The following is a 19,343-nucleotide window of genomic DNA, read 5'->3' as shown; positions in this document are numbered from 1 at the left end:
GGGAGAGTCACCATGCGTGCCGCTCAATTAAAAGCTGTTCTGCCACGGGAGCTGCTGGCTTCGGTGGTTGTGTTTCTGGTCGCCCTGCCCTTGTGCATGGGCATCGCCATCGCCTCAGGGCTGCCGCCAGCCAAAGGCCTGATCACCGGCATCATCGGTGGTCTGGTGGTCGGCTGGCTTGCCGGATCGCCGCTGCAAGTCAGCGGCCCGGCGGCGGGCCTGGCGGTATTGGTGTTCGAACTGGTGCGCCAGCATGGTATCGCCATGCTCGGGCCGATCCTGCTGCTGGCGGGTTTTCTGCAATTGGTGGCCGGGCGTTTGAAACTGGGTTGCTGGTTTCGGGTCACGGCGCCGGCTGTGGTGTATGGCATGTTGGCCGGGATTGGAGTGCTGATCGTGCTGTCACAGGTGCATGTGATGCTCGACGCTGTGCCCAAGCCATCGGGGCTGGATAATCTGGCGGCCTTCCCCGCTGCAGTGATTCAGGCTTTGCCGTCGTTTGGTTGGCAAGCGGGTTTGCTCGGACTGTCGACCATTGCCGTAATGTGGCTGTGGGAAAAGTTTCGCCCGCACTCTCTGCGTTTCGTTCCTGGAGCCTTACTGGGGGTCGGTCTGGCAACGATTGCCAGCCTGATGCTCGCATTACAGGTCAAACGCGTGGAAGTCCCGGCCAACCTGGCGCAAGCCATCGATTGGCTGCGCCCGGCGGACCTGCTCAACCTGGCAGACCCGGCCTTGCTGATCGCTGCCTTCGCCGTGGCCTTTATCGCCAGCGCCGAAACTCTGCTTTCGGCCGCCGCTGTGGACCGCATGCACAGCGGCCAGCGCTCGGACTTCGACCGTGAATTGTCGGCGCAAGGTGTGGGCAACATGCTGTGTGGTCTGCTCGGTGCACTGCCAATGACCGGGGTAATCGTGCGCAGTTCGGCCAACGTCCAGGCCGGCGCCACCACCCGACTGTCGACGGTGTTTCATGGCCTGTGGTTGTTGGCTTTCGTGCTGCTGCTGTCGAGCGTGCTGCAAAGCATTCCGGTGGCGAGTCTGGCGGGGGTTCTGGTTTACACCGGCTTCAAACTGGTGGATCTCAAGGCCTTTCGCGGTCTGGGCCGTTATGGCCGGATGCCGATGTTCACCTATGCGGCGACCGCTTTGGCAATCATCTTCACCGACCTGCTGACCGGCGTGCTGATCGGCTTCGGCCTGACGCTGGCCAAACTGGCCTGGAAGGCTTCGCGCCTGAAAATCAGCCTGATCGATCTGCCGGCAGACGGCGAGATGGAACTGCGACTGGTGGGGGCGGCGACTTTCCTCAAGGTACCGGCGCTGACCCAAGTGCTGGGGAGCATTCCGGCAGGTGCAACGGTGCATGTACCGCTCAACAATCTGAGCTATATCGATCACTCGTGTCTGGAGTTGCTTGAGGAGTGGGGCCGGGCCAATGCGGCCAAGGGCTCGAAGCTGTTAATTGAAGCGCGGGGGTTGAAGCGCAGGCTTGAAGGACGGTTGCGTACCACCGCTGGCGTTGGCTCAACGGCGGGTTGAGGCAACCCCCTGTAGGAGCGAGGCTTGCCCGCGAAGGCGTCCTCGAGTACGCCAAAAGCTTCGCGGGCAAGCCTCGCTCCTACAAGGGCAAGTCTCGTTCGTGCAAGGGTTACACAGGCAGTTACGCCGCTGGCTGATCCAGCTCAAGGCCCACGCCCAATTGGCGCGACAGGCACGGCCAGCGCTTCCAGGCGGCGCCGGTGTCCGGGCTGTTGAGTTTCTCGCGGTAGGCCTCTACCGACTCCAGCGCGAAACTTTCATCGTTAAGCATCTCGTCCACAGCGTGATGCACCGCCTCATCCAGTTGATTGGCAAATTCCTCGCCGATCAGTTGGTGGGCAATCAGGTTGGCAACAGTCATGTCCAAGGGGATCAGTGGCTGGCCAAAATGCTTGATGTACAGGTCGTTGACCTCTTCGACCAACCGATGCGCCAGATAGGCTTCGTCCAGCAGGCTGTCCAGGCCGACGTGACCGGCCATGATCGCCGGTGGCTGGAGGAAGAACTGCTCGGCGATTTTCAGTACCGGCTTGATCTGCGATTCGATGCCCGCTTCCCTGGCGACTTCATTGGCCGCATCCAGAAGGTCCGGCACTTGTTCTATATACGCGGCCACAAAACGCGTCATCACGCCGTTGGCATCGACATCCGGCAATTGGATGGCGGAGTGAAGGTGCGGCAGTTGGGTTTCCAGCTGACGAGTCAGCAGGCCGGTCTCGGCCTCATGTTGTTGGGCTTTTTGGATCTGCTCGCGCAATGCGGCGGTGTTCATGAAAACTCCAGGAAACAAAGGCAATGAAATAGGGAAGACATAACTTAGCTGGCTTACGAAAAATGCTAAGACGTATTTGTCATAATTATTTCATCCTTGAGACGCCTACGTTATATCGATTTGCCACCACTCGTCTGCATCCTTCTCCAATCGTGACCTGGAACGCAAGTGCAAGCTGTTTCAGACGATTTACGCCATCGCGTTGCGAGGTGGCAGTCGCTGTCTATACTCGGTTCTGAATGGAGTTAGCTGATGACGCCCGACTGCATATGCAGCAAGGCTCGGCGATTCAAGTTCGTAGTCTGAAAAAGCCGCTCCCTTGCCGCAGGTGAAAGCCGGCGGGATAAAAAGAACTATAAGGGGAACCCGCAATGATGCGACATCCACATGTCTGGATGGGCCTCCTGTTGTGGTCGATTTTCAGTCAGGCGCAAGCGGCCTGGACTGTGAATATGGCGCCTGGAGCGACTGAAATCAGTCACGCAGTATTCGACCTGCACATGACCATTTTCTGGATCTGTGTAGTGATCGGCATCATCGTCTTCGGCGCCATGTTCTGGTCGATGATGATCCACCGCCGCTCGACCGGGCAGGTGGCCGCTAAATTTCATGAAAGCACCACCGTCGAAATTCTCTGGACCATCGTGCCCCTGCTTATTCTGGTGGCCATGGCGGTCCCCGCAACCGCCACCCTGATCAAGATGTACGACAACACTGAGCCGGATATCGATATCCAGGTCACCGGTTATCAGTGGAAGTGGCACTACAAATACCTGGGTCAGGACGTCGAGTTTTTCAGCAACCTGACCACTCCCGCCGATCAGATCCACAACAAGGAAACCAAGGGCGAGCATTACCTGCTGGAGGTCGACAAGCCGCTGGTGTTGCCGATCGGTGCCAAGGTGCGCTTTCTGGTGACCTCCGCCGACGTCATCCACTCCTGGTGGGTGCCGGCCTTTGCGGTCAAGCGCGATGCGATTCCGGGCTTCGTCAATGAATCCTGGACCCGTGTCGAAAAACCCGGCATCTACCGTGGCCAGTGCGCCGAGCTGTGCGGCAAGGATCACGGCTTCATGCCGATCGTGGTCGAGGTCAAGGAAAAGGCCGACTACGAAACCTGGCTGGGCGAACGCAAGGCGGAAGCTGCGCAACTCAAAGAGCTGACCAGCAAGGAATGGACCCTCGACGAACTCAAGGAGCGCGGCGACAAGGTCTATCACACCACTTGCGTGGCCTGTCACCAGGCTGAGGGCCAGGGCCTGCCGCCGATGTTCCCGGCGCTCAAGGGCTCAAAAATCGCCACCGGCCCCATCAAGGATCACCTGAGCATTGTCTTCCACGGCAAGCCCGGCACCGCCATGGCGGCGTTCGGCAAGCAACTCTCGGAAGTCGATATCGCAGCGGTCGTGACCTACGAACGTAACGCCTGGGGCAACAACAAAGGCGACATGGTCACCCCTAAAGAAGTGCTGGAGCTGAAACAGGCGGAAAGCAAATGACCCGGTTAATTGCGCATGTAAGGAACCGCTCGGGGCATGACGCCCCGGCCCGCCCAGCCCATCCGTTTGCAGGAGACAGGACATGACTGCTGTAGTCGATGACCATGTTCATACCGGCACCGCCCACGCCCACGGCCCCGCCAAAGGCCTGATGCGCTGGGTACTGACCACCAACCACAAGGATATCGGCACGCTGTACCTGTGGTTTGCGTTCTCCATGTTCCTGCTGGGCGGCTCGTTCGCCATGGTGATCCGTGCCGAGCTATTCCAGCCGGGACTGCAAATCGTCCAGCCGGAATTCTTCAACCAGATGACTACCATGCACGGCCTGGTGATGGTGTTCGGTGCGGTGATGCCGGCCTTCGTCGGCCTCGCCAACTGGATGATCCCGTTGATGATCGGCGCGCCGGACATGGCCCTGCCGCGGATGAACAACTTCAGCTTCTGGCTGCTGCCGGCGGCGTTCATCCTGCTGGTATCGACCCTGTTCACCCCCGGCGGCGGGCCGAACTTCGGCTGGACCTTCTATGCACCGCTGTCGACGACCTACGCGCCGGAAAGCGTGACGTTCTTCATCTTCGCCATCCACTTGATGGGGATCAGTTCGATCATGGGGGCGATCAACGTGATCGCGACTATCCTCAACCTGCGCGCCCCCGGCATGACGTTGATGAAAATGCCGCTGTTCGTCTGGACCTGGCTGATCACCGCGTTCCTGCTGATCGCGGTGATGCCGGTATTGGCCGGCTGCGTGACCATGATGCTGATGGACATCCACTTCGGCACCAGTTTCTTCAGTGCCGCCGGTGGCGGGGATCCGGTGCTGTTCCAGCATGTGTTCTGGTTCTTCGGCCACCCCGAGGTGTACATCATGATCCTGCCGGCCTTCGGTGCCGTCAGCTCGATCATCCCGGCCTTCTCGCGCAAGCCGCTGTTTGGCTACACCTCGATGGTCTACGCCACGGCGAGTATTGCGTTCCTGTCGTTCATCGTCTGGGCGCACCACATGTTCGTGGTCGGCATTCCGCTGGTGGGCGAGTTGTTCTTCATGTACGCCACGCTGCTGATCGCGGTGCCCACCGGAGTCAAGGTGTTCAACTGGGCCAGCACCATGTGGCAAGGCTCGCTGACCTTCGAGACGCCGATGCTGTTCGCCGTGGCGTTCGTCATTCTGTTCTCCATTGGCGGCTTCTCCGGGCTGATGCTGGCCATCGCCCCGGCGGATTTCCAGTACCAGGACACCTACTTCGTGGTCGCGCACTTCCACTACGTGCTGGTGCCGGGGGCGATCTTCGGGATCTTCGCCTCGGCCTACTACTGGATGCCGAAATGGACCGGCCACATGTACGACGAAACCCTCGGCAAGCTGCACTTCTGGCTCTCGTTCATCGGCATGAACATGGCGTTCTTCCCGATGCACTTCGTGGGGCTGGCGGGCATGCCGCGGCGAATTCCGGACTACAACCTGCAATTCGCCGACTTCAACATGGTGTCGTCGATCGGCGCGTTCATGTTTGGCGCCACACAGATCTTCTTCCTGTTCATCGTGATCAAGACCATTCGTGGCGGCGAGCCTGCACCGGCCAAACCATGGGATGGAGCAGAAGGCCTGGAGTGGAGCATTCCGTCGCCGGCGCCGTATCACACCTTCACCACACCGCCGGAAGTGAAATGAAACGCCTCGGCCTTGTAGGAATTCTTGTGGGAGCTGGCTTGCCTGCGATGCATGCGGCGCGGTGTGTCAGACATATCGCTATCGCGGGCAAGCCCGCTCCCACAGAGTTCTCGGTGGAGGTTGAGCATCATGGCTGATTCGATCTCGATGAAGAAACTGGTCACCCGCCTGTTGCTGGTGGTGGTAGCGATGTTTGTCTTCGGCTTTGCCCTGGTGCCGATCTACGACGTGATGTGCAAGGCGTTCGGCATCAATGGCAAAACCTCCGGGCAGTATGAAGGCGAGCAAACGGTCGACGCCTCGCGGCAGGTTCGCGTGCAGTTTCTGTCAACCAACTCCGCCGACATGACCTGGGATTTCTATCCCAAGAGTGATGAGCTGACCGCTCACCCGGGGGCGGTGAACGAGATGATTTTTATCGCCCACAACCCCACCGATCGCCCGATGAGTGCCCAGGCGGTGCCGAGCATCGCGCCCAGCGCAGCTGCGGCGTACTTCCACAAGACCGAATGTTTCTGCTTCACCCAGCAGGTGCTGCAGCCCGGCCAACGAATCGAGATGCCGGTACGGTTCATTGTTGACCGCGACATGCCCAAGGATGTGAAGCACCTGACGCTGTCCTACACGCTGTTCGATATCACCGCACGTCATCCGCCCGTGGCTGTTGCAGCAAGCACCGGCGGTTAGGCGTTAAAGCGTGCCCGATAAGGAGAACAATAAATGGCAACTCATGAACATTATTACGTTCCAGCCCAGAGCAAATGGCCGATTATCGCCACGGTCGGCATGTTCGTCACGGTGTTCGGCCTGGGCACCTGGTTCAACGACCTGAAGGCTGCGCGGCCGGAATCCCACGGCCCGCTGATCTTTTTCGTCGGCGGATTGCTGCTGGCCTACATGCTGTTCGGCTGGTTCGGTACGGTGATCAAGGAAAGTCGCCAAGGGTTGTACAGCGCACAGATGGACCGCTCGTTCCGCTGGGGCATGAGCTGGTTCATTTTCTCCGAGGTGATGTTCTTCATCGCCTTTTTCGGTGCGTTGTTTTATGTGCGCAACATCGCGGGGCCGGCGCTGGGCGGTGAAGGCACCAAAGGCATCGCTCACATGCTGTGGCCGGCGTTTGAATTCACCTGGCCGCTGCTGAACAACCCGGACTCGAAACTCTTTCCTCCCCCCAAGGAAGTCATCAGCCCTTGGGGCCTGCCGCTGCTCAATACCGTGCTGCTGGTGAGCTCCAGCGTCACCGTGACCATTGCTCACCACGCCTTGAAGAAGGGCCATCGCGGCGCGCTGAAAATCTGGCTGGCGCTGACCGTGTTGCTCGGTTGCGCGTTCCTCGGTTTCCAGGCCGAAGAATACCTGCACGCCTACCACGAACTGGGCCTGACCCTGGGTTCAGGCATCTATGGCGCAACGTTCTTCATGCTCACCGGTTTCCACGGCGCCCACGTGACCATCGGCACCATCATTCTGTTCGTCATGCTGATGCGGATCATGCGCGGGCACTTCGATGCCGACCATCAATTCGCCTTCGAGGCGGCGAGCTGGTACTGGCACTTCGTGGACGTGGTGTGGATCGGCCTGTTCGTTTTCGTCTACGTGCTCTGAGCCTTGACTCTCTGCCTACCAAGGCACGTGAGATACCAACTGGCCGCTGAAAAAACCCCAGGCGATCAAGCCGACAGTGGCGGCGGCCAGCGCAACACGAACACTCAAGGCGATGACCAGGCGATTCGAGTGGCTGTCGTCCTTGACCAGAAAAAACAGGCCGCTGAACAGGCTGACAACCGTGGCAATCAGCATCAGGACGATGGCTGCTTTGAGCATGGTGACACTCCGGGGGACAGGCGATGCATTTGAGTATAGCTATCGCGACTACCGACTTTCTGGCGACGCCATGAAACGCTTCCGGCCGGGCCTCGTGCCGACCCTGGTGGTCGCGGTGCTGCTGCCTTTGCTGGTGTCACTCGGGTTCTGGCAGTTGAGCCGGGGCGCGGAGAAAAGCGCGCTGCTGCAAAGCTACGCCGAGCGCCGGGTGGCCGAACCGATGGCCAGCACTGAACTGCAACACACCGAAGATCCGGCCTTCCGCCGGGTTCGCCTGCATGGCCAATTCGACGCCGAACACAGCCTGCTGCTGGACAACCGTCAGCGCGACGGCAAGGTCGGGGTCGAGTTGCTGCAACCGTTCCAGGACCGGGCAACCGGGCTCTGGCTGCTGGTCAATCGCGGCTGGTTGCCGTGGCCGGATCGGCGCACACCGCCGTCATTCACCACACCGACTCAGGCATTGAGCCTCGACGCCTGGGTCTACGTCTCCCCCGGCGCAACGTTCCAATTGCACGCCGACCCAGACGCCACGACCTGGCCACAACTGGTCACCGCCATTGAACCTGCCAGGCTCTGGGCAGCGCTTGAGCGTGACGGTTTCGCCTACGAATTACGCGCGCAAAGCGGTCCCGCGACCTACCAGGCCGATTGGCCGGTGGTGGCCATGGGGCCGGAAAAACACTTGGCTTATGCCGTGCAGTGGTTCGCCCTGTCGATAGCCCTGCTCGGCCTTTACCTCTATCTCGGTTGGCACAACGCAAAGGAGAAAAATAATGGGAGCGGCCATGAATCCACTCGGCATGTCTGAGGCGAAAACGCCGGTAAATCGTCGGCGCGGGCGCTTGCAGTTGTTGCTGATCCTGTTGGGAGTGGTGGGTCCGATGATCCTCGCCACCGGCATGTACAAATTGCAGTTCTGGGTGCCGGAGGGCCGCAGTTATCACGGCGAACTGATCGGCAATGGCCAGACCCGCGCCGACATCGGCGTACCGGCGCAAGAAGACCGCTGGCAGTTGCTGGTGACCGCGCCCAAGGACTGTTCGGTGGACTGCCAGCAGCTGGTTTATCTGGCGCGCCAGATCCAGATCGGCCTCGGTCGCGATGCCTCCCGCGCCAGCCATGCGCTAGCCATCGCGCAGCCACTGAACAGCGATTACGAGACTAAACTTCAACGCGAGTACCCGCAGTTGCAACGCTACTCACTGGACTTGCCGACCTATATTAAAGGCGCGCAGAGCAATGACACGCCGCACCTGTGGATCATCGACCCTCACGGCAATCTGGTGCTGCGCTACGACCCGACGGTGAAGGGCAAGGACCTGCTCAACGACCTGCGCCATTTGCTGAAACTGTCGAACATCGGATAAGGGCATCGTCATGGCCAAACCTGGATTTCGCCTCGCGCTGTTTGCCACCTTGCTGGCACTGATTGTGGTGTTGCTCGGCGCCTACACACGCCTGACCCACGCAGGCCTCGGCTGTCCGGACTGGCCCGGTTGCTACGGCTTTATCAGCGTGCCGCAAAGTGAAGCCCAACTGGCCCATGCCGAACTGCATTTTCCCGACGCGCCGGTAGAAGCCCACAAAGGCTGGAACGAGATGCTCCATCGCTACTTCGCCGGCACGCTGGGGCTATTGATCGCAGTACTGGCGGGCCGCGCCTGGGTCCATCGTCATCATCCGGGGCAGCCGGTCAAGTTACCGCTTTTCCTGTTGACGGTGGTGATCGGCCAAGCGGCGTTCGGCATGTGGACGGTGACACTCAAGCTGTGGCCGCAAGTGGTCACCGGGCATTTGCTCGGTGGCTTTGCGACCTTGAGCCTGTTGTTTCTACTGACCTTGCGTCTGTCCGGTGTATTGCCGGCGCTGACCGTGCCACGGCGTTTGCAGTACTGGGCAACCGCCGGCTTGCTGCTGGTGATCCTGCAAATTGCCCTTGGTGGCTGGGTCAGTTCCAATTACGCGGCGGTGGCCTGCATCGACTTTCCGATGTGCCACGGACAATGGCTGCCACCGACTGATTTCGCCAACGGCTTTCACCTGACCCAACACATCGGCCCCAATTACCTGGGCGGGCAACTGGACAGCGATGCCCGCACCGCAATTCACCTGACTCACCGTATTGGCGCGCTACTGGTCACCCTCGTTCTGCTCGGTCTGGCCTGGCAACTGAAGGTCGTCGGCATGACGCGCCTGGCCGCCATGGTGCTAATCGCCCTTGCCGCACAAATCACCTTGGGCATCAGCAACGTGGTGTTTCACTTGCCGCTGCCGGTGGCCGTCGCCCACAACGCCGGTGGCGCAGCGCTGCTACTGACAATGGTGCTGGTCAATTATCACGCGCGAACCAGCCTGGTTCGGGTCAAGCATCAGCCCCCGGTACGCTGGCGCCTCAGCCTGCGTAAACACTCGGCCGGGCCTATAACAATAAAAGGAGAAATGCCATGGCGACCCTGATCGGCGAACGTCACAGTCAGGCAATCTGGCGCGATTACCTGGAGCTGACCAAGCCGAAAGTGGTGGTGCTGATGCTCATCACCTCGCTGGTCGGCATGTTTCTCGCGACACGCGCCGGGGTGCCGTGGACGGTGTTGGTGTTCGGCAATCTGGGGATCGCCTTGTGTGCCGGCGGTGCGGCGGCGGTCAACCATGTGGTGGACCGACGCATCGACGCTGTCATGGCCCGGACCCACAAGCGGCCCTTGGCCGAAGGTCGGGTATCTCCGAGCGCTGCGCTGACTTTCGCTCTGGTGCTGGCGCTGCTCGGCCAGGCCTTGCTGCTGGCCTTCACCAACCCGTTGACGGCATGGCTGACCCTCGCGTCGTTGCTCGGTTATGCCGTGGTCTACACCGGGTTCCTGAAACGTGCGACGCCGCAGAACATCGTCATCGGCGGCCTCGCTGGTGCAGCCCCGCCGCTGCTCGGCTGGACCGCCGCCACCGGTCATGTCAGTGCCGAACCGTTGCTGCTGGTGCTGATCATCTTCGCCTGGACCCCGCCGCACTTCTGGGCACTGGCGATTCACCGCAAGGAGGAATACGCCAAGGCTGACATTCCGATGCTGCCGGTGACCCATGGCGAGCACTACACCAAAGTCCACATCCTGCTTTATACCTTTGCACTACTGGCCGTCAGCCTGATGCCCTACGTGATCCACATGAGCGGCGTGCTCTACCTGATTTGTGCCCTCGTATTGGGCGCGAGGTTTCTGCAATGGGCCGTGGTGCTGTACCGTGGCACTCGGCCGCACGCGGCGATCAACACGTTCAAGTACTCTATTTACTACTTGTTCCTGCTGTTTATCGCGCTGCTCGTAGACCACTACTTACTGTTGAACCTATGACTCGAACCCAGAAAACCGTCTTCATTCTCGTCGCCTTGATCGCGCTGATCCTGGGCCTGACCATCAATAAAGTACTGACCGGAAAAAACCAGGGCGACCCGACGGCACTGATCGATGCGGGGATCATCCTGTTGCCCCAAAGCCGTAACCTGCCGGACGTGAAGATGACCGATCAGGACGGTAAGCCGGTGGCGGTCAACGAGCTGAAAGGCAAGTGGAGTTTGCTGTTCTTCGGCTACACCTTCTGCCCGGACATCTGCCCGACCACCCTCGCCCAGCTGCGGCAGATCAAGAGCGAACTGCCGGCGGACTCGGTGGACAAGTTGCAGATCGTTTTGGTCAGCGTCGACCCGAATCGCGACACGCCCAAGCAACTCAAGCAGTACCTGGGCTACTTCGATCCACAGTTCATCGGGCTGACTGCGTCCTCGGTCGAAGACATTCAGAAACTGGCCAATGCGGTGAGTATTCCGTTCATTCCGGCGGACACCAGCAAGCCTAACTACACCGTCGACCACAGCGGCAACCTGGCGGTGCTCGGCCCGGACGGAACGCAGCGTGGGTTCATTCGTGCACCGTTGAACAACCAGAAACTGGTGGCGCAGTTGCCGGTAATGCTCAAGCGCGAATAACCAACACAGAACCGCAGGAGCCAGGCTTGCCGGCGAAAGCGATCTCACGGGCGCCTTCGCCGGCAAGCCTGGCTCCTACAGGGGTGGTATTTCAGGCATAAAAAACGGGGACGCAATCAATGCGTCCCCGTTTTTGATCGTTCCCACGCTCCGCGTGGGAATGCAGCCAGGGACGCTCTGCGTCCCCTTCAACATCAGAACGCCGGCAATACCGCGCCTTTGTACTTCTCGAGAATGAAGGCTTTCACTTCCGGGCTGTGCAGGGCAGCAACCAGTTTTTGCATCGCCGCGCTGTCCTTGTCGTCCGGACGGGCAACGAGGATGTTCACGTACGGCGAGTCGCTGCCTTCGATGACCAGCGCATCCTTGGACGGATCGAGCTTGGCTTCCAGCGCGTAGTTGGTGTTGATCAGCGCCAGATCGACCTGAGTCAGCACGCGCGGGATGGTCGCGGCTTCCAGTTCGCGGAATTTCAGGTCCTTGGTGTTCTCGGTGATGTCCTTGACGGTCGAGAGGATGTTGTTCGAATCCTTCAACTTGATCAGGCCAGCCTTCGCCAGCAGCAACAGCGCACGACCGCCGTTGGTGGCGTCGTTCGGGATCACCACGTTGGCGCCGCCCGGCAGCTCGGTCAGCGCTTTGTACTTGCTGGAGTAAGCGCCCAGCGGCTCCAGGTGCACACCGGCAACGTTGACAAGGTTAGTGCCCTTGGCCTTGTTGAACTCATCCAGGTACGGCTGGTGCTGGAAGAAGTTGGCGTCCAGACGCTTCTCGGCCACCTGCACGTTCGGCTGGATGTAGTCGGTGAAGACTTTGACCTTCAGGTCCACGCCTTCTTTGGCCAGGGCCGGTTTAACGAACTCGAGGATTTCCGCGTGAGGCACCGGAGTGGCTGCGACGGTCAGGGTGTCGGCAGCGTGTGCGGAAAAGGCTGCAACGGCAGCGAATGCGACGAGTAGTTTTTTCATTCAGCTAACTCCTTGTGAGACGCCCGTATGGCGCCTGCCAGCGAATGGCCGGCTCATGACTTATTTACGTGAGAAATGGACAACCAATTTGTCGCCAACGGTTTGCAGCACTTGAACCAGCATCAGCAGCAACACCACCGTCACAACCATCACATCCGTCTGGAAACGCTGGTAACCGAAACGGATCGCCAGGTCGCCCAGACCGCCAGCGCCGACCACACCGGCCATTGCCGTGTAGGACACCAGTGTAATCGCTGTCACCGTAATCGCCGCGAAGATGCCGGGACGGGCTTCCGGCAACAAGGCATTGGTGATGATCTGACGTGTCGTCGCGCCCATGGCCTGGGTCGCCTCGATGATGCCGCGATCCACTTCACGCAAGGCGGTTTCCACCAGTCGTGCAAAAAACGGAGTTGCGCCCACCACCAGCGGTGGAATCGCACCGGCAACACCCAGGGAGGTACCTGTGATCAACACGGTGAACGGAATCATCACGATCAGCAAAATGATGAACGGCAGCGAACGCAGAATGTTCACCACCAGCGACAGCATCGCGTAGACGCCTTTGGCTTCCAGCAACTGGCGCGGGCTGCACAGGAACAACAGCACGCCCAAGGGCAAGCCCAGCAGCACCGTGAACAACAGCGAACCGCCGAGCATCAGCAGGGTGTCGCCGGTGGCCAGCCAGATTTCGTACCAATCGATGTTGGAAAAGAAACTCATCAGGACTTCCATCAGCGCAGCACCTCCATGTGGACGTCAGCTGCGGTGAAGCGGGCAAACGCCGCTTCCATGTCGCCACCAGTAACGGCCAGGGTCAATTGCCCGTAAGGGACGTCTTTGATGCGATCGATACGACCGGCCAGGATGCTGTAGTCCACGCCCGTTTCCCGGGCGACGGTACCCAGCAATGGCGCGTAGGTCGCTTCGCCCTGGAAGGTCAGACGCACGATGCGCCCCGGTACGTGAGCGAAGTCGTCGCGCTGTTCGCTTTCGTCGATTTGCTCGTCTTCCTGCACGAAGCGCTTGGTGGTCGGATGCTTGGGATGCAGGAATACCTCGGCCACCGAACCTTGCTCGACGATCTTGCCGGCATCCATCACCGCGACCTGATCGCAGACCCGACGGATCACATCCATTTCGTGGGTGATCAGGACGATGGTCAGTTTCAGTTCGCGGTTGATCTCGGCCAGCAGTTGCAGGACCGACGCCGTGGTTTGCGGGTCCAGGGCACTGGTAGCTTCATCGCACAACAGGATTTTCGGTTTGGTTGCCAAGGCGCGGGCGATGCCGACACGCTGCTTCTGACCACCGGACAATTGCGCCGGGTACTTTTTCGCATGGTCAGACAGGCCGACCCGCGCCAGCAACTCCGCCACACGCCGGTCGATTTCGCTACGGGACAGTTCACCGGCGAGGGTCAGCGGCAGCGCGACGTTGTCGGCAACGGTCTTGGACGCCAGCAGGTTGAAGTGCTGGAAAATCATCCCGACCTGCTGACGGAAGCGCCGCAGGCTATTGGTATCCAGCGCCGTGACCTCTTCGCCATCGACGATGATCTTGCCGCCACTGGCGTTCTCCAGGCGGTTGATCAGACGCAGCAGGGTACTTTTTCCCGCGCCGGAATGGCCGATCAGACCAAAAACCTGACCATTCTCAATCGTCAGACTGGTCGGGTGCAGGGCGGGAATATCCTTACCGGCGACGCGGTAAGTTTTGTGGACGTTTTGAAACTCGATCACGTAGCGAACCTTGTGGGGCGCGTTGGAAAAGGATCAGCGGTTAGCCGGGCGCGTATTTTAGCCTGTCCGTATAGAGGTTATTAGCATTTATTCCGCATTCAACCAACGATTTGGCAATAACGCGATCAAAGGTCAGAAAAAGGGAACGGCGCCAACGCGCCATCGGTCACTGATTAAGCAACTCGAGAATGCCTGGATGCCTTGTCTGCGCAATGGCTCATAAGCCTTGGCCACGACGGGAATCGCAACGAGGAGTTTACGTCTGATGAGTACTAAAAAGCCTGCCGCCCCCAAAAGCGCACTGGCCGGGACCGCCACCCTGGACCGCAGCAACACCAATGCCAAGCTCGACAGCCTGGAAAAATTTCGCTCCGATGCCACCGACCAGGCCTTGCGCACCAACCAGGGTGTGAAGGTCGCGGACAATCAGAACACGTTAAAGGCCGGCGCTCGCGGGCCGTCATTGCTGGAAGACTTCATCATGCGTGAAAAGATCACGCACTTTGACCATGAACGCATTCCTGAACGCATCGTCCATGCCCGTGGCACCGGTGCCCACGGTTACTTCCAGCCATACGAAACCCATTCCTCACTGACCAAGGCCGGTTTCCTACAAGACCCAAACCAAAAAACGCCGGTGTTTGTGCGCTTTTCCACGGTGCAAGGTCCGCGTGGATCAGGCGATACCGTGCGGGACGTACGAGGTTTCGCGGTGAAGTTTTTTACCGACGAAGGCAACTTCGATCTGGTGGGCAACAACATGCCGGTGTTCTTCATTCAGGATGCGATCAAGTTTCCTGACTTCGTACATGCTGTAAAACCCGAACCCCACAACGATATTCCTACCGGTGGTTCGACCCACGATACGTTCTGGGACTTTGTTTCTCTGGTACCGGAATCCGCGCACATGGTGATGTGGACCATGTCCGACCGGGCGATCCCCAAAAGCCTGCGCACCATGCAGGGCTTCGGCGTGCACACGTTTCGCATGATCAACGCCGAAGGCAAGGCGCGCTTCGTAAAATTCCACTGGCGCCCCGCCGCCGGCACCTGCTCGCTGGTGTGGGATGAGGCGCAGAAGCTCGCCGGCAAAGACACCGACTTCCACCGTCGCGATCTCTGGGAGTCCATCGAGATAGGGGACTACCCGGAATGGGAATTGGGCGTACAGGTCGTCGAGGAAGAAAGCGAACATGCCTTTGATTTCGACCTGCTTGATCCGACCAAAATCATTCCCGAAGAAGTCGTCCCTATCACTCCGCTGGGCAAGATGGTGCTCAACCGCAACCCGGACAACTTCTTCGCCGAGACCGAGCAGGTTGCCTTCTGCCCTGGGCATATCGTGCCGGGGATCGACTTCTCCAATGACCCGTTGCTGCAAGGCCGGTTGTTTTCCTACACCGATACGCAGATCAGCCGACTGGGTGGGCCGAATTTTCATGAGATCCCGATCAACCGCCCGGTGTCACCGTTCCATAACGGTCAACGAGATGCGCAGCACCGAACCACCATCGACAAAGGACGCGCTTCCTACGAGCCAAACTCCATCGACAGCGGCTGGCCGAAAGAAACCCCACCGGCAGCGCAGGACGGCGGCTTCGAGACTTATCCAGAGCGCATCGACGCTGCGAAAATCCGTCAGCGCAGTGAGTCGTTCAGCGACCACTTCTCTCAGGCGCGGCTGTTCTTTCACAGCATGAGCAAGCATGAGCAGGAACACATCATCGCGGCCTACAGCTTCGAGCTGGGCAAGGTCGAACGCGAATTTATTCGTACCCGGCAGGTGAATGAGATCCTGGCCAATATCGATCTGGAACTGGCCAAACGCGTGGCGCAGAACCTGGGCTTGCCGGTACCGAAGGCCGGAACGGTCGAGGTGCGTAAAACGTCACTCGACCATTCCCCTGCCCTGAGCCAGGCCAACCTGCTGTCGGGGGACATCAAAACCCGAAAAGTAGCCATTCTGGCGGCCAACGGGGTGGACGGCGCGGCGATTGATGCGATGAAGAGGGCTCTGATGACCGAAGGCGCGCACGCCAAACTGCTCGGCCCGACCTCGGCCCCCGTGACAACCGCCGATGGCAAAGCGCTGCCGGTGGATGCGTCTATGGAAGGGCTGCCTTCTGTAGCGTTCGACGCAGTGTTCGTGCCAGGTGGCGCGGCGTCGATCAAGGCACTGAGTACCGATGGCGTGGCGCTGCATTACCTGCTGGAGGCTTATAAGCACTTGAAAGCGATTGCGCTGCATAGCGAGGCCAGGCAGTTGTTGGATGTGTTGAAGCTGGAAGTGGATGCGGGGGTAATCGTGGGTAACGATGCCAAGCTGTTCGAGGCGTTTTTTGCCGCGATCGGACAGCATCGGGTTTGGGATAGGGAGCCAAAGGCCAAGGCGATTCCGGCTTGAGGATCTTTATCGAACAGGAGGACGCCTTCGCGGGCAAGCCTCGCTCCTACCGGGTTTACGCTGCACCTGTAGGAGCGAGGCTTGCCCGCGAAGCTTTTAAGGCTTGCGCGGACTCAAAACCATCTGCGCCGGAATGTTGCGCAGAATCTGCTTCTCCAGCTTCAGATCAAACTCCGAATCCAGCTTCTTCACCCGCTTGGTCAGCAGCGTGGCCAGCCAAGGGTAATCCTGAGTGCGTGGCGCCTGAATGCTCACGTCGCACTGATAATTCACCACATCGGCGGCAATGGCATCCAGTTGACGACGAAGCTTGCTCATATCGGTGAGATTCAACGCCACCGTAGTGCTTTCAGCCGTCGGGTCGATGACTTTGGCCTGAGGTTTGGCCTCGGCAGCCTTGAGAGCCGCTTCGGCTTTATCCAGTTCTGCCTTGCGGGCATGGACAATGGCGCTGTTGACACCACCGGTCAGCGCCGGGGCCTTGGGCATCAATACCCGGGCACGGCTGAGGGCGGTGGCGGCTGCATTCACATCACCTTTTTGCAACACGATCTGGCTACGCAGCAAATAAGCTTCAGCCAATTGCCGCTGGTACTGCTCGAGGGATTGATCGTTGGGCGACTCGGCCTGCAAGGCCGCCAATTGTCCTTCGGCGGTGGCCAGCTCGCTGCTGGCCAGGCTTTGTTCCAGCTGTGCGATAGCCGTGGCCCGTGCATCGGGGGCCTCGGTGGCTGCCGGTGGCGTGCTCTGGCAAGCGCCCAGCAGCAGCGAAAATGCGACAAGGAGCAGATAACGGGAGGCGAACAGCTTCATTCCTGCGACTCTCTATTTGCGCAAAAAACGAGCAAGTCTACACCCCTCGACGGGGCAGGACAAAACTCAGCAGAAACAGCGCGGCGGCCGTCACCACAATCGACGGGCCGGCCGGGGTGTCCTTGAACCAGGACAACGCCAGCCCGCCACACACCGCGAGCATGCCCAGCAGGCTCGCGCCCAGTGCCATCTGCTCCGGCGAGCGGGCGTGACGCTGTGCCGCAGCCGCTGGAATAATCAGTAACGAAGTAATCAGCAACACGCCGACGATTTTCATCGCCACCGCAATCACCACAGCGATCAGCAACATCAGCGCCAGGCGCAACCCCGCCACTGGCAAACCTTCCACCTTGGCCAGTTCTTCATGCACCGTGATCGCCAGCAAAGGTCGCCACAGCGTGACCAGCAATGCCAGCACCGCCGCGCTACCGCCGAGAATCCAGGCCAGATCGGTCGGGCTGATCGCCAACAAATCGCCGAACAGATAAGCCATCAGGTCGATCCGCACTTCATGCATGAAGCTTAGTACCACCAGGCCAAGCGAGAGCGTGCTCGGTGCGAGAATTCCCAACAGCGTGTCGGACGCCAGTGGTTGCCGTTGTTGCAACGTCACCAGCAATACCGCCAGCAATAAGCAGCCTACCGTGACGGCAACGGTCGGGCTGACATCCAGCAGAAAACCCAATGCCACGCCGAGCAATGCGGCATGGGACAGCGTGTCGCCGAAATAGGCCATGCGTCGCCAGACCACGAACGAACCCAGCGGGCCCGCGACCAGCGCCAGGGCCAGACCTGCAAGCAGGGCAAAGAGCAGAAAATCAGCCATGCTTGCAGCTATCTCCATGAACGTGGGTAGGGGCCGACGGGGCCGCGCTGACCACCGAGCCATGCAGGTCGTGAGCGTGGTCGTGATGGTGGTGATAAATCGCCAGGCTTTGTGCGTTCTTTCCGAACAGTTCGACGAACGCCGGATCGCCACTGACCTGCTCGGGATGCCCGGAGCAGCAGACGTGGCGGTTCAGGCACACCACCTGGTCGGTGGTGCTCATCACCAGATGCAGATCGTGAGAGACCATCAAAACGCCGCAACCATGACGGTCGCGCAAGCGTGTAATCAGGCTGTAGAGCTCGGCTTGACCGGCCACATCAACACCTTGCACCGGCTCATCGAGCACCAGCAATTCCGGCTCGCGCAGCAACGCCCGCGCCAGTAGCACCCGCTGCATTTCGCCACCGGAAACACTTTGCACCGGGCTGTCGATGACCTGTTCGGCACCGACTTCCTTAAGAGCGGCCAACGCCCGAGCGCGGTCCACGCCCGGGACCAGACGCAAGAAGCGCAGCACCGACAGCGGCAGGGTCGGATCAACATGGAGTTTTTGCGGCATGTAACCGACGCGCAACTTCGGCTTGCGCCAGACGCTGCCGCTGTCCGGTTTCAGCAAACCGAGCACGGCGCGCACCAGCGTGGTTTTGCCGGCACCATTGGGGCCGATCAAGGTGACGATCTGCCCCGGTTCGACGCTCAGCTCGATGTTGTCCAGCACGTTTTGCCCGGCAAAGGTGACAGCCACCTGCTCGAGGCGAATCAGCGCGTTGCTCATCAAGCCCCCTGGCAACCCGAGCAGAGACCGATCACTTCAACGGTCTGGGCCTCGACGATGAATCCGACATCTTTGGCGCTATTGATGATCGCGTCGCTGATGGATTTCTGTTCGAGTTCGATGGCGGCGTGGCATTCGCGGCAGATCAGGAACTGGCCTTGGTGGGCGTGTTCCGGGTGATTGCAGCCGACAAAGGCGTTCAGCGAGGAGATGCGGTGCACCAAACCGTTTTCCAGCAGGAAATCCAGTGCGCGGTACACGGTAGGAGGCGCGGCGCGGCGGCCGTCCTGCTCGCTGAGCACCGCCAGAATGTCATAGGCACCCAACGGTTTGTGGCTTTGCCATACCAGTTCCAGCACCCGCCGGCGCAAAGCGGTCAGGCGCAGCCCCTGACGTGCGCACAAGGCATCGGCCTCAGACAGTGCGCTATGAACGCAATGAGAGTGGTCGTGGGGACGGCTGGCAATCGGTGTTTTAGGCATGAGCGGCGACGAGTTTTGTGAGAGACGTTATTATGT

20 protein-coding genes are annotated in these 19,343 nt (G+C 59.9%); 11 read left to right on the top strand and 9 right to left on the bottom strand.

Translation table 11 applies throughout. The features are described 5' to 3' along the window. Nucleotides 1-12: 12 nt before the first annotated feature. The gene (locus AB7M22_RS27465) at nt 13-1,542 is read left to right on the top strand and encodes a SulP family inorganic anion transporter (protein WP_454188361.1); all 1,530 of its coding nucleotides are present in this window, start codon (nt 13-15) and stop codon (nt 1,540-1,542) included. A gap of 121 nt (nt 1,543-1,663) precedes the next feature. Here AB7M22_RS27465 and AB7M22_RS27460 read toward each other — a convergent pair whose 3' ends face one another. Further along, entirely contained in the window at nt 1,664-2,314 is a 651-nt protein-coding gene (locus AB7M22_RS27460; protein WP_063341985.1) for a hypothetical protein, read from the bottom strand. Between the two features lie 371 nt (nt 2,315-2,685). On the opposite strand from AB7M22_RS27460, the gene coxB reads away from it, so the two are divergent. The 4 genes from coxB (at nt 2,686) to AB7M22_RS27440 (ending at nt 7,096) form a co-directional block, all read left to right on the top strand. Then, the gene (gene coxB, locus AB7M22_RS27455; protein WP_008007999.1) at nt 2,686-3,813 is read left to right on the top strand and encodes a cytochrome c oxidase subunit II; all 1,128 of its coding nucleotides are present in this window, start codon (nt 2,686-2,688) and stop codon (nt 3,811-3,813) included. A gap of 82 nt (nt 3,814-3,895) precedes the next feature. Beyond that, nucleotides 3,896-5,488, top strand: a complete 1,593-nt coding sequence (gene ctaD, locus AB7M22_RS27450) for a cytochrome c oxidase subunit I (protein ID WP_454188360.1) — start codon at nt 3,896-3,898, stop codon at nt 5,486-5,488. Nucleotides 5,489-5,617: 129 nt separating this feature from the next. Continuing rightward, a complete protein-coding gene (locus tag AB7M22_RS27445) occupies nt 5,618-6,175 on the top strand; it encodes a cytochrome c oxidase assembly protein (RefSeq protein WP_030129648.1) in 558 nt (185 codons plus the stop codon). 33 nt (nt 6,176-6,208) lie between these two features. After that, nucleotides 6,209-7,096 (top strand): cytochrome c oxidase subunit 3, encoded by an 888-nt coding sequence (locus AB7M22_RS27440; protein WP_008007995.1) that lies wholly within the window; start codon nt 6,209-6,211, stop codon nt 7,094-7,096. 15 nt (nt 7,097-7,111) lie between these two features. Here AB7M22_RS27440 and AB7M22_RS27435 read toward each other — a convergent pair whose 3' ends face one another. Beyond that, entirely contained in the window at nt 7,112-7,315 is a 204-nt protein-coding gene (locus AB7M22_RS27435; RefSeq protein WP_007902820.1) for a twin transmembrane helix small protein, read from the bottom strand. A gap of 70 nt (nt 7,316-7,385) precedes the next feature. On the opposite strand from AB7M22_RS27435, the gene AB7M22_RS27430 reads away from it, so the two are divergent. From AB7M22_RS27430 to AB7M22_RS27410, 5 genes are read left to right on the top strand one after another with little or no spacing between them, the layout of a single operon-like run. Beyond that, nucleotides 7,386-8,126 carry an SURF1 family protein gene (locus tag AB7M22_RS27430; RefSeq protein WP_454188359.1) on the top strand — a complete coding sequence of 247 codons (741 nt, stop codon included), beginning with the start codon at nt 7,386-7,388 and terminating at the stop codon, nt 8,124-8,126. Further along, nucleotides 8,092-8,685 (top strand): hypothetical protein, encoded by a 594-nt coding sequence (locus AB7M22_RS27425; protein ID WP_454188358.1) that lies wholly within the window; start codon nt 8,092-8,094, stop codon nt 8,683-8,685. Before AB7M22_RS27430 ends, AB7M22_RS27425 begins: the two co-directional genes overlap by 35 nt. A gap of 10 nt (nt 8,686-8,695) precedes the next feature. Next, nucleotides 8,696-9,775, top strand: a complete 1,080-nt coding sequence (locus tag AB7M22_RS27420) for a COX15/CtaA family protein (RefSeq protein WP_454188357.1) — start codon at nt 8,696-8,698, stop codon at nt 9,773-9,775. Further along, a complete protein-coding gene (gene cyoE, locus AB7M22_RS27415) occupies nt 9,763-10,662 on the top strand; it encodes a heme o synthase (protein WP_454188356.1) in 900 nt (299 codons plus the stop codon). Before AB7M22_RS27420 ends, cyoE begins: the two co-directional genes overlap by 13 nt. After that, nucleotides 10,659-11,294 carry an SCO family protein gene (locus AB7M22_RS27410; protein ID WP_454188355.1) on the top strand — a complete coding sequence of 212 codons (636 nt, stop codon included), beginning with the start codon at nt 10,659-10,661 and terminating at the stop codon, nt 11,292-11,294. The genes cyoE and AB7M22_RS27410 overlap by 4 nt, the downstream gene beginning before the upstream one ends. 194 nt (nt 11,295-11,488) lie before the next feature. On the opposite strand, the gene AB7M22_RS27405 is transcribed toward AB7M22_RS27410, so the two are convergent. Genes AB7M22_RS27405 through AB7M22_RS27395 form a run of 3 tightly spaced genes read right to left on the bottom strand, consistent with a single transcriptional unit; the run spans nt 11,489 to nt 14,004 of the window. Beyond that, nucleotides 11,489-12,262, bottom strand: a complete 774-nt coding sequence (locus AB7M22_RS27405; protein WP_454188354.1) for a MetQ/NlpA family ABC transporter substrate-binding protein — start codon at nt 12,260-12,262, stop codon at nt 11,489-11,491. A gap of 60 nt (nt 12,263-12,322) precedes the next feature. Then, nucleotides 12,323-12,997, bottom strand: coding sequence for a methionine ABC transporter permease (locus AB7M22_RS27400; RefSeq protein ID WP_008007981.1), 675 nt, complete (start codon nt 12,995-12,997; stop codon nt 12,323-12,325). Further along, a complete protein-coding gene (locus AB7M22_RS27395) occupies nt 12,997-14,004 on the bottom strand; it encodes a methionine ABC transporter ATP-binding protein (protein ID WP_454188353.1) in 1,008 nt (335 codons plus the stop codon). Before AB7M22_RS27395 ends, AB7M22_RS27400 begins: the two co-directional genes overlap by 1 nt. A 265-nt stretch (nt 14,005-14,269) precedes the next feature. Here AB7M22_RS27395 and katE point away from each other — a divergent pair, with 265 nt between their 5' ends. After that, complete coding sequence (gene katE / locus AB7M22_RS27390; RefSeq protein WP_454188352.1) at nt 14,270-16,408, top strand: catalase HPII; 2,139 nt, start codon at nt 14,270-14,272, stop codon at nt 16,406-16,408. 96 nt (nt 16,409-16,504) lie between these two features. Here the strand turns inward: katE and AB7M22_RS27385 are convergent, their stop codons facing one another. From AB7M22_RS27385 to zur, 4 genes are read right to left on the bottom strand one after another with little or no spacing between them, the layout of a single operon-like run. Then, the gene (locus AB7M22_RS27385; RefSeq protein WP_007902852.1) at nt 16,505-17,221 is read right to left on the bottom strand and encodes a PA5502 family lipoprotein; all 717 of its coding nucleotides are present in this window, start codon (nt 17,219-17,221) and stop codon (nt 16,505-16,507) included. Between the two features lie 37 nt (nt 17,222-17,258). Continuing rightward, complete coding sequence (znuB, locus tag AB7M22_RS27380; protein ID WP_007902855.1) at nt 17,259-18,047, bottom strand: zinc ABC transporter permease subunit ZnuB; 789 nt, start codon at nt 18,045-18,047, stop codon at nt 17,259-17,261. Then, nucleotides 18,040-18,825 (bottom strand): zinc ABC transporter ATP-binding protein ZnuC, encoded by a 786-nt coding sequence (znuC, locus tag AB7M22_RS27375; protein WP_008007978.1) that lies wholly within the window; start codon nt 18,823-18,825, stop codon nt 18,040-18,042. The genes znuB and znuC overlap by 8 nt, the downstream gene beginning before the upstream one ends. Then, entirely contained in the window at nt 18,825-19,307 is a 483-nt protein-coding gene (zur, locus tag AB7M22_RS27370) for a zinc uptake transcriptional repressor Zur (RefSeq protein ID WP_007902861.1), read from the bottom strand. The genes znuC and zur overlap by 1 nt, the downstream gene beginning before the upstream one ends. Between the last annotated feature and the right edge of the window lie 36 nt (nt 19,308-19,343).

Source organism: Pseudomonas sp. ADAK2 TE3594 (genome assembly GCF_053628675.1).
This window is presented reverse-complemented; position numbering and strand designations above follow the sequence as displayed.

Bases quoted from the DNA above. Each gene is read 5' to 3' on its own strand.
- cyoE (WP_454188356.1), top strand. From the start codon at position 9,763: ATGGCGACCCTGATCGGCGAACGTCACAGTCAGGCAATCTGGCGCGAT.
- AB7M22_RS27405 (WP_454188354.1), bottom strand. From the start codon at position 12,262: ATGAAAAAACTACTCGTCGCATTCGCTGCCGTTGCAGCCTTTTCCGCA.
- coxB (WP_008007999.1), top strand. From the start codon at position 2,686: ATGATGCGACATCCACATGTCTGGATGGGCCTCCTGTTGTGGTCGATT.
- AB7M22_RS27425 (WP_454188358.1), top strand. From the start codon at position 8,092: ATGGGAGCGGCCATGAATCCACTCGGCATGTCTGAGGCGAAAACGCCG.
- AB7M22_RS27465 (WP_454188361.1), top strand. From the start codon at position 13: ATGCGTGCCGCTCAATTAAAAGCTGTTCTGCCACGGGAGCTGCTGGCT.
- AB7M22_RS27385 (WP_007902852.1), bottom strand. From the start codon at position 17,221: ATGAAGCTGTTCGCCTCCCGTTATCTGCTCCTTGTCGCATTTTCGCTG.
- znuC (WP_008007978.1), bottom strand. From the start codon at position 18,825: ATGAGCAACGCGCTGATTCGCCTCGAGCAGGTGGCTGTCACCTTTGCC.
- AB7M22_RS27430 (WP_454188359.1), top strand. From the start codon at position 7,386: ATGAAACGCTTCCGGCCGGGCCTCGTGCCGACCCTGGTGGTCGCGGTG.
- znuB (WP_007902855.1), bottom strand. From the start codon at position 18,047: ATGGCTGATTTTCTGCTCTTTGCCCTGCTTGCAGGTCTGGCCCTGGCG.
- AB7M22_RS27440 (WP_008007995.1), top strand. From the start codon at position 6,209: ATGGCAACTCATGAACATTATTACGTTCCAGCCCAGAGCAAATGGCCG.
- AB7M22_RS27410 (WP_454188355.1), top strand. From the start codon at position 10,659: ATGACTCGAACCCAGAAAACCGTCTTCATTCTCGTCGCCTTGATCGCG.
- AB7M22_RS27420 (WP_454188357.1), top strand. From the start codon at position 8,696: ATGGCCAAACCTGGATTTCGCCTCGCGCTGTTTGCCACCTTGCTGGCA.
- ctaD (WP_454188360.1), top strand. From the start codon at position 3,896: ATGACTGCTGTAGTCGATGACCATGTTCATACCGGCACCGCCCACGCC.
- zur (WP_007902861.1), bottom strand. From the start codon at position 19,307: ATGCCTAAAACACCGATTGCCAGCCGTCCCCACGACCACTCTCATTGC.
- katE (WP_454188352.1), top strand. From the start codon at position 14,270: ATGAGTACTAAAAAGCCTGCCGCCCCCAAAAGCGCACTGGCCGGGACC.
- AB7M22_RS27435 (WP_007902820.1), bottom strand. From the start codon at position 7,315: ATGCTCAAAGCAGCCATCGTCCTGATGCTGATTGCCACGGTTGTCAGC.
- AB7M22_RS27400 (WP_008007981.1), bottom strand. From the start codon at position 12,997: ATGGAAGTCCTGATGAGTTTCTTTTCCAACATCGATTGGTACGAAATC.
- AB7M22_RS27445 (WP_030129648.1), top strand. From the start codon at position 5,618: ATGGCTGATTCGATCTCGATGAAGAAACTGGTCACCCGCCTGTTGCTG.
- AB7M22_RS27460 (WP_063341985.1), bottom strand. From the start codon at position 2,314: ATGAACACCGCCGCATTGCGCGAGCAGATCCAAAAAGCCCAACAACAT.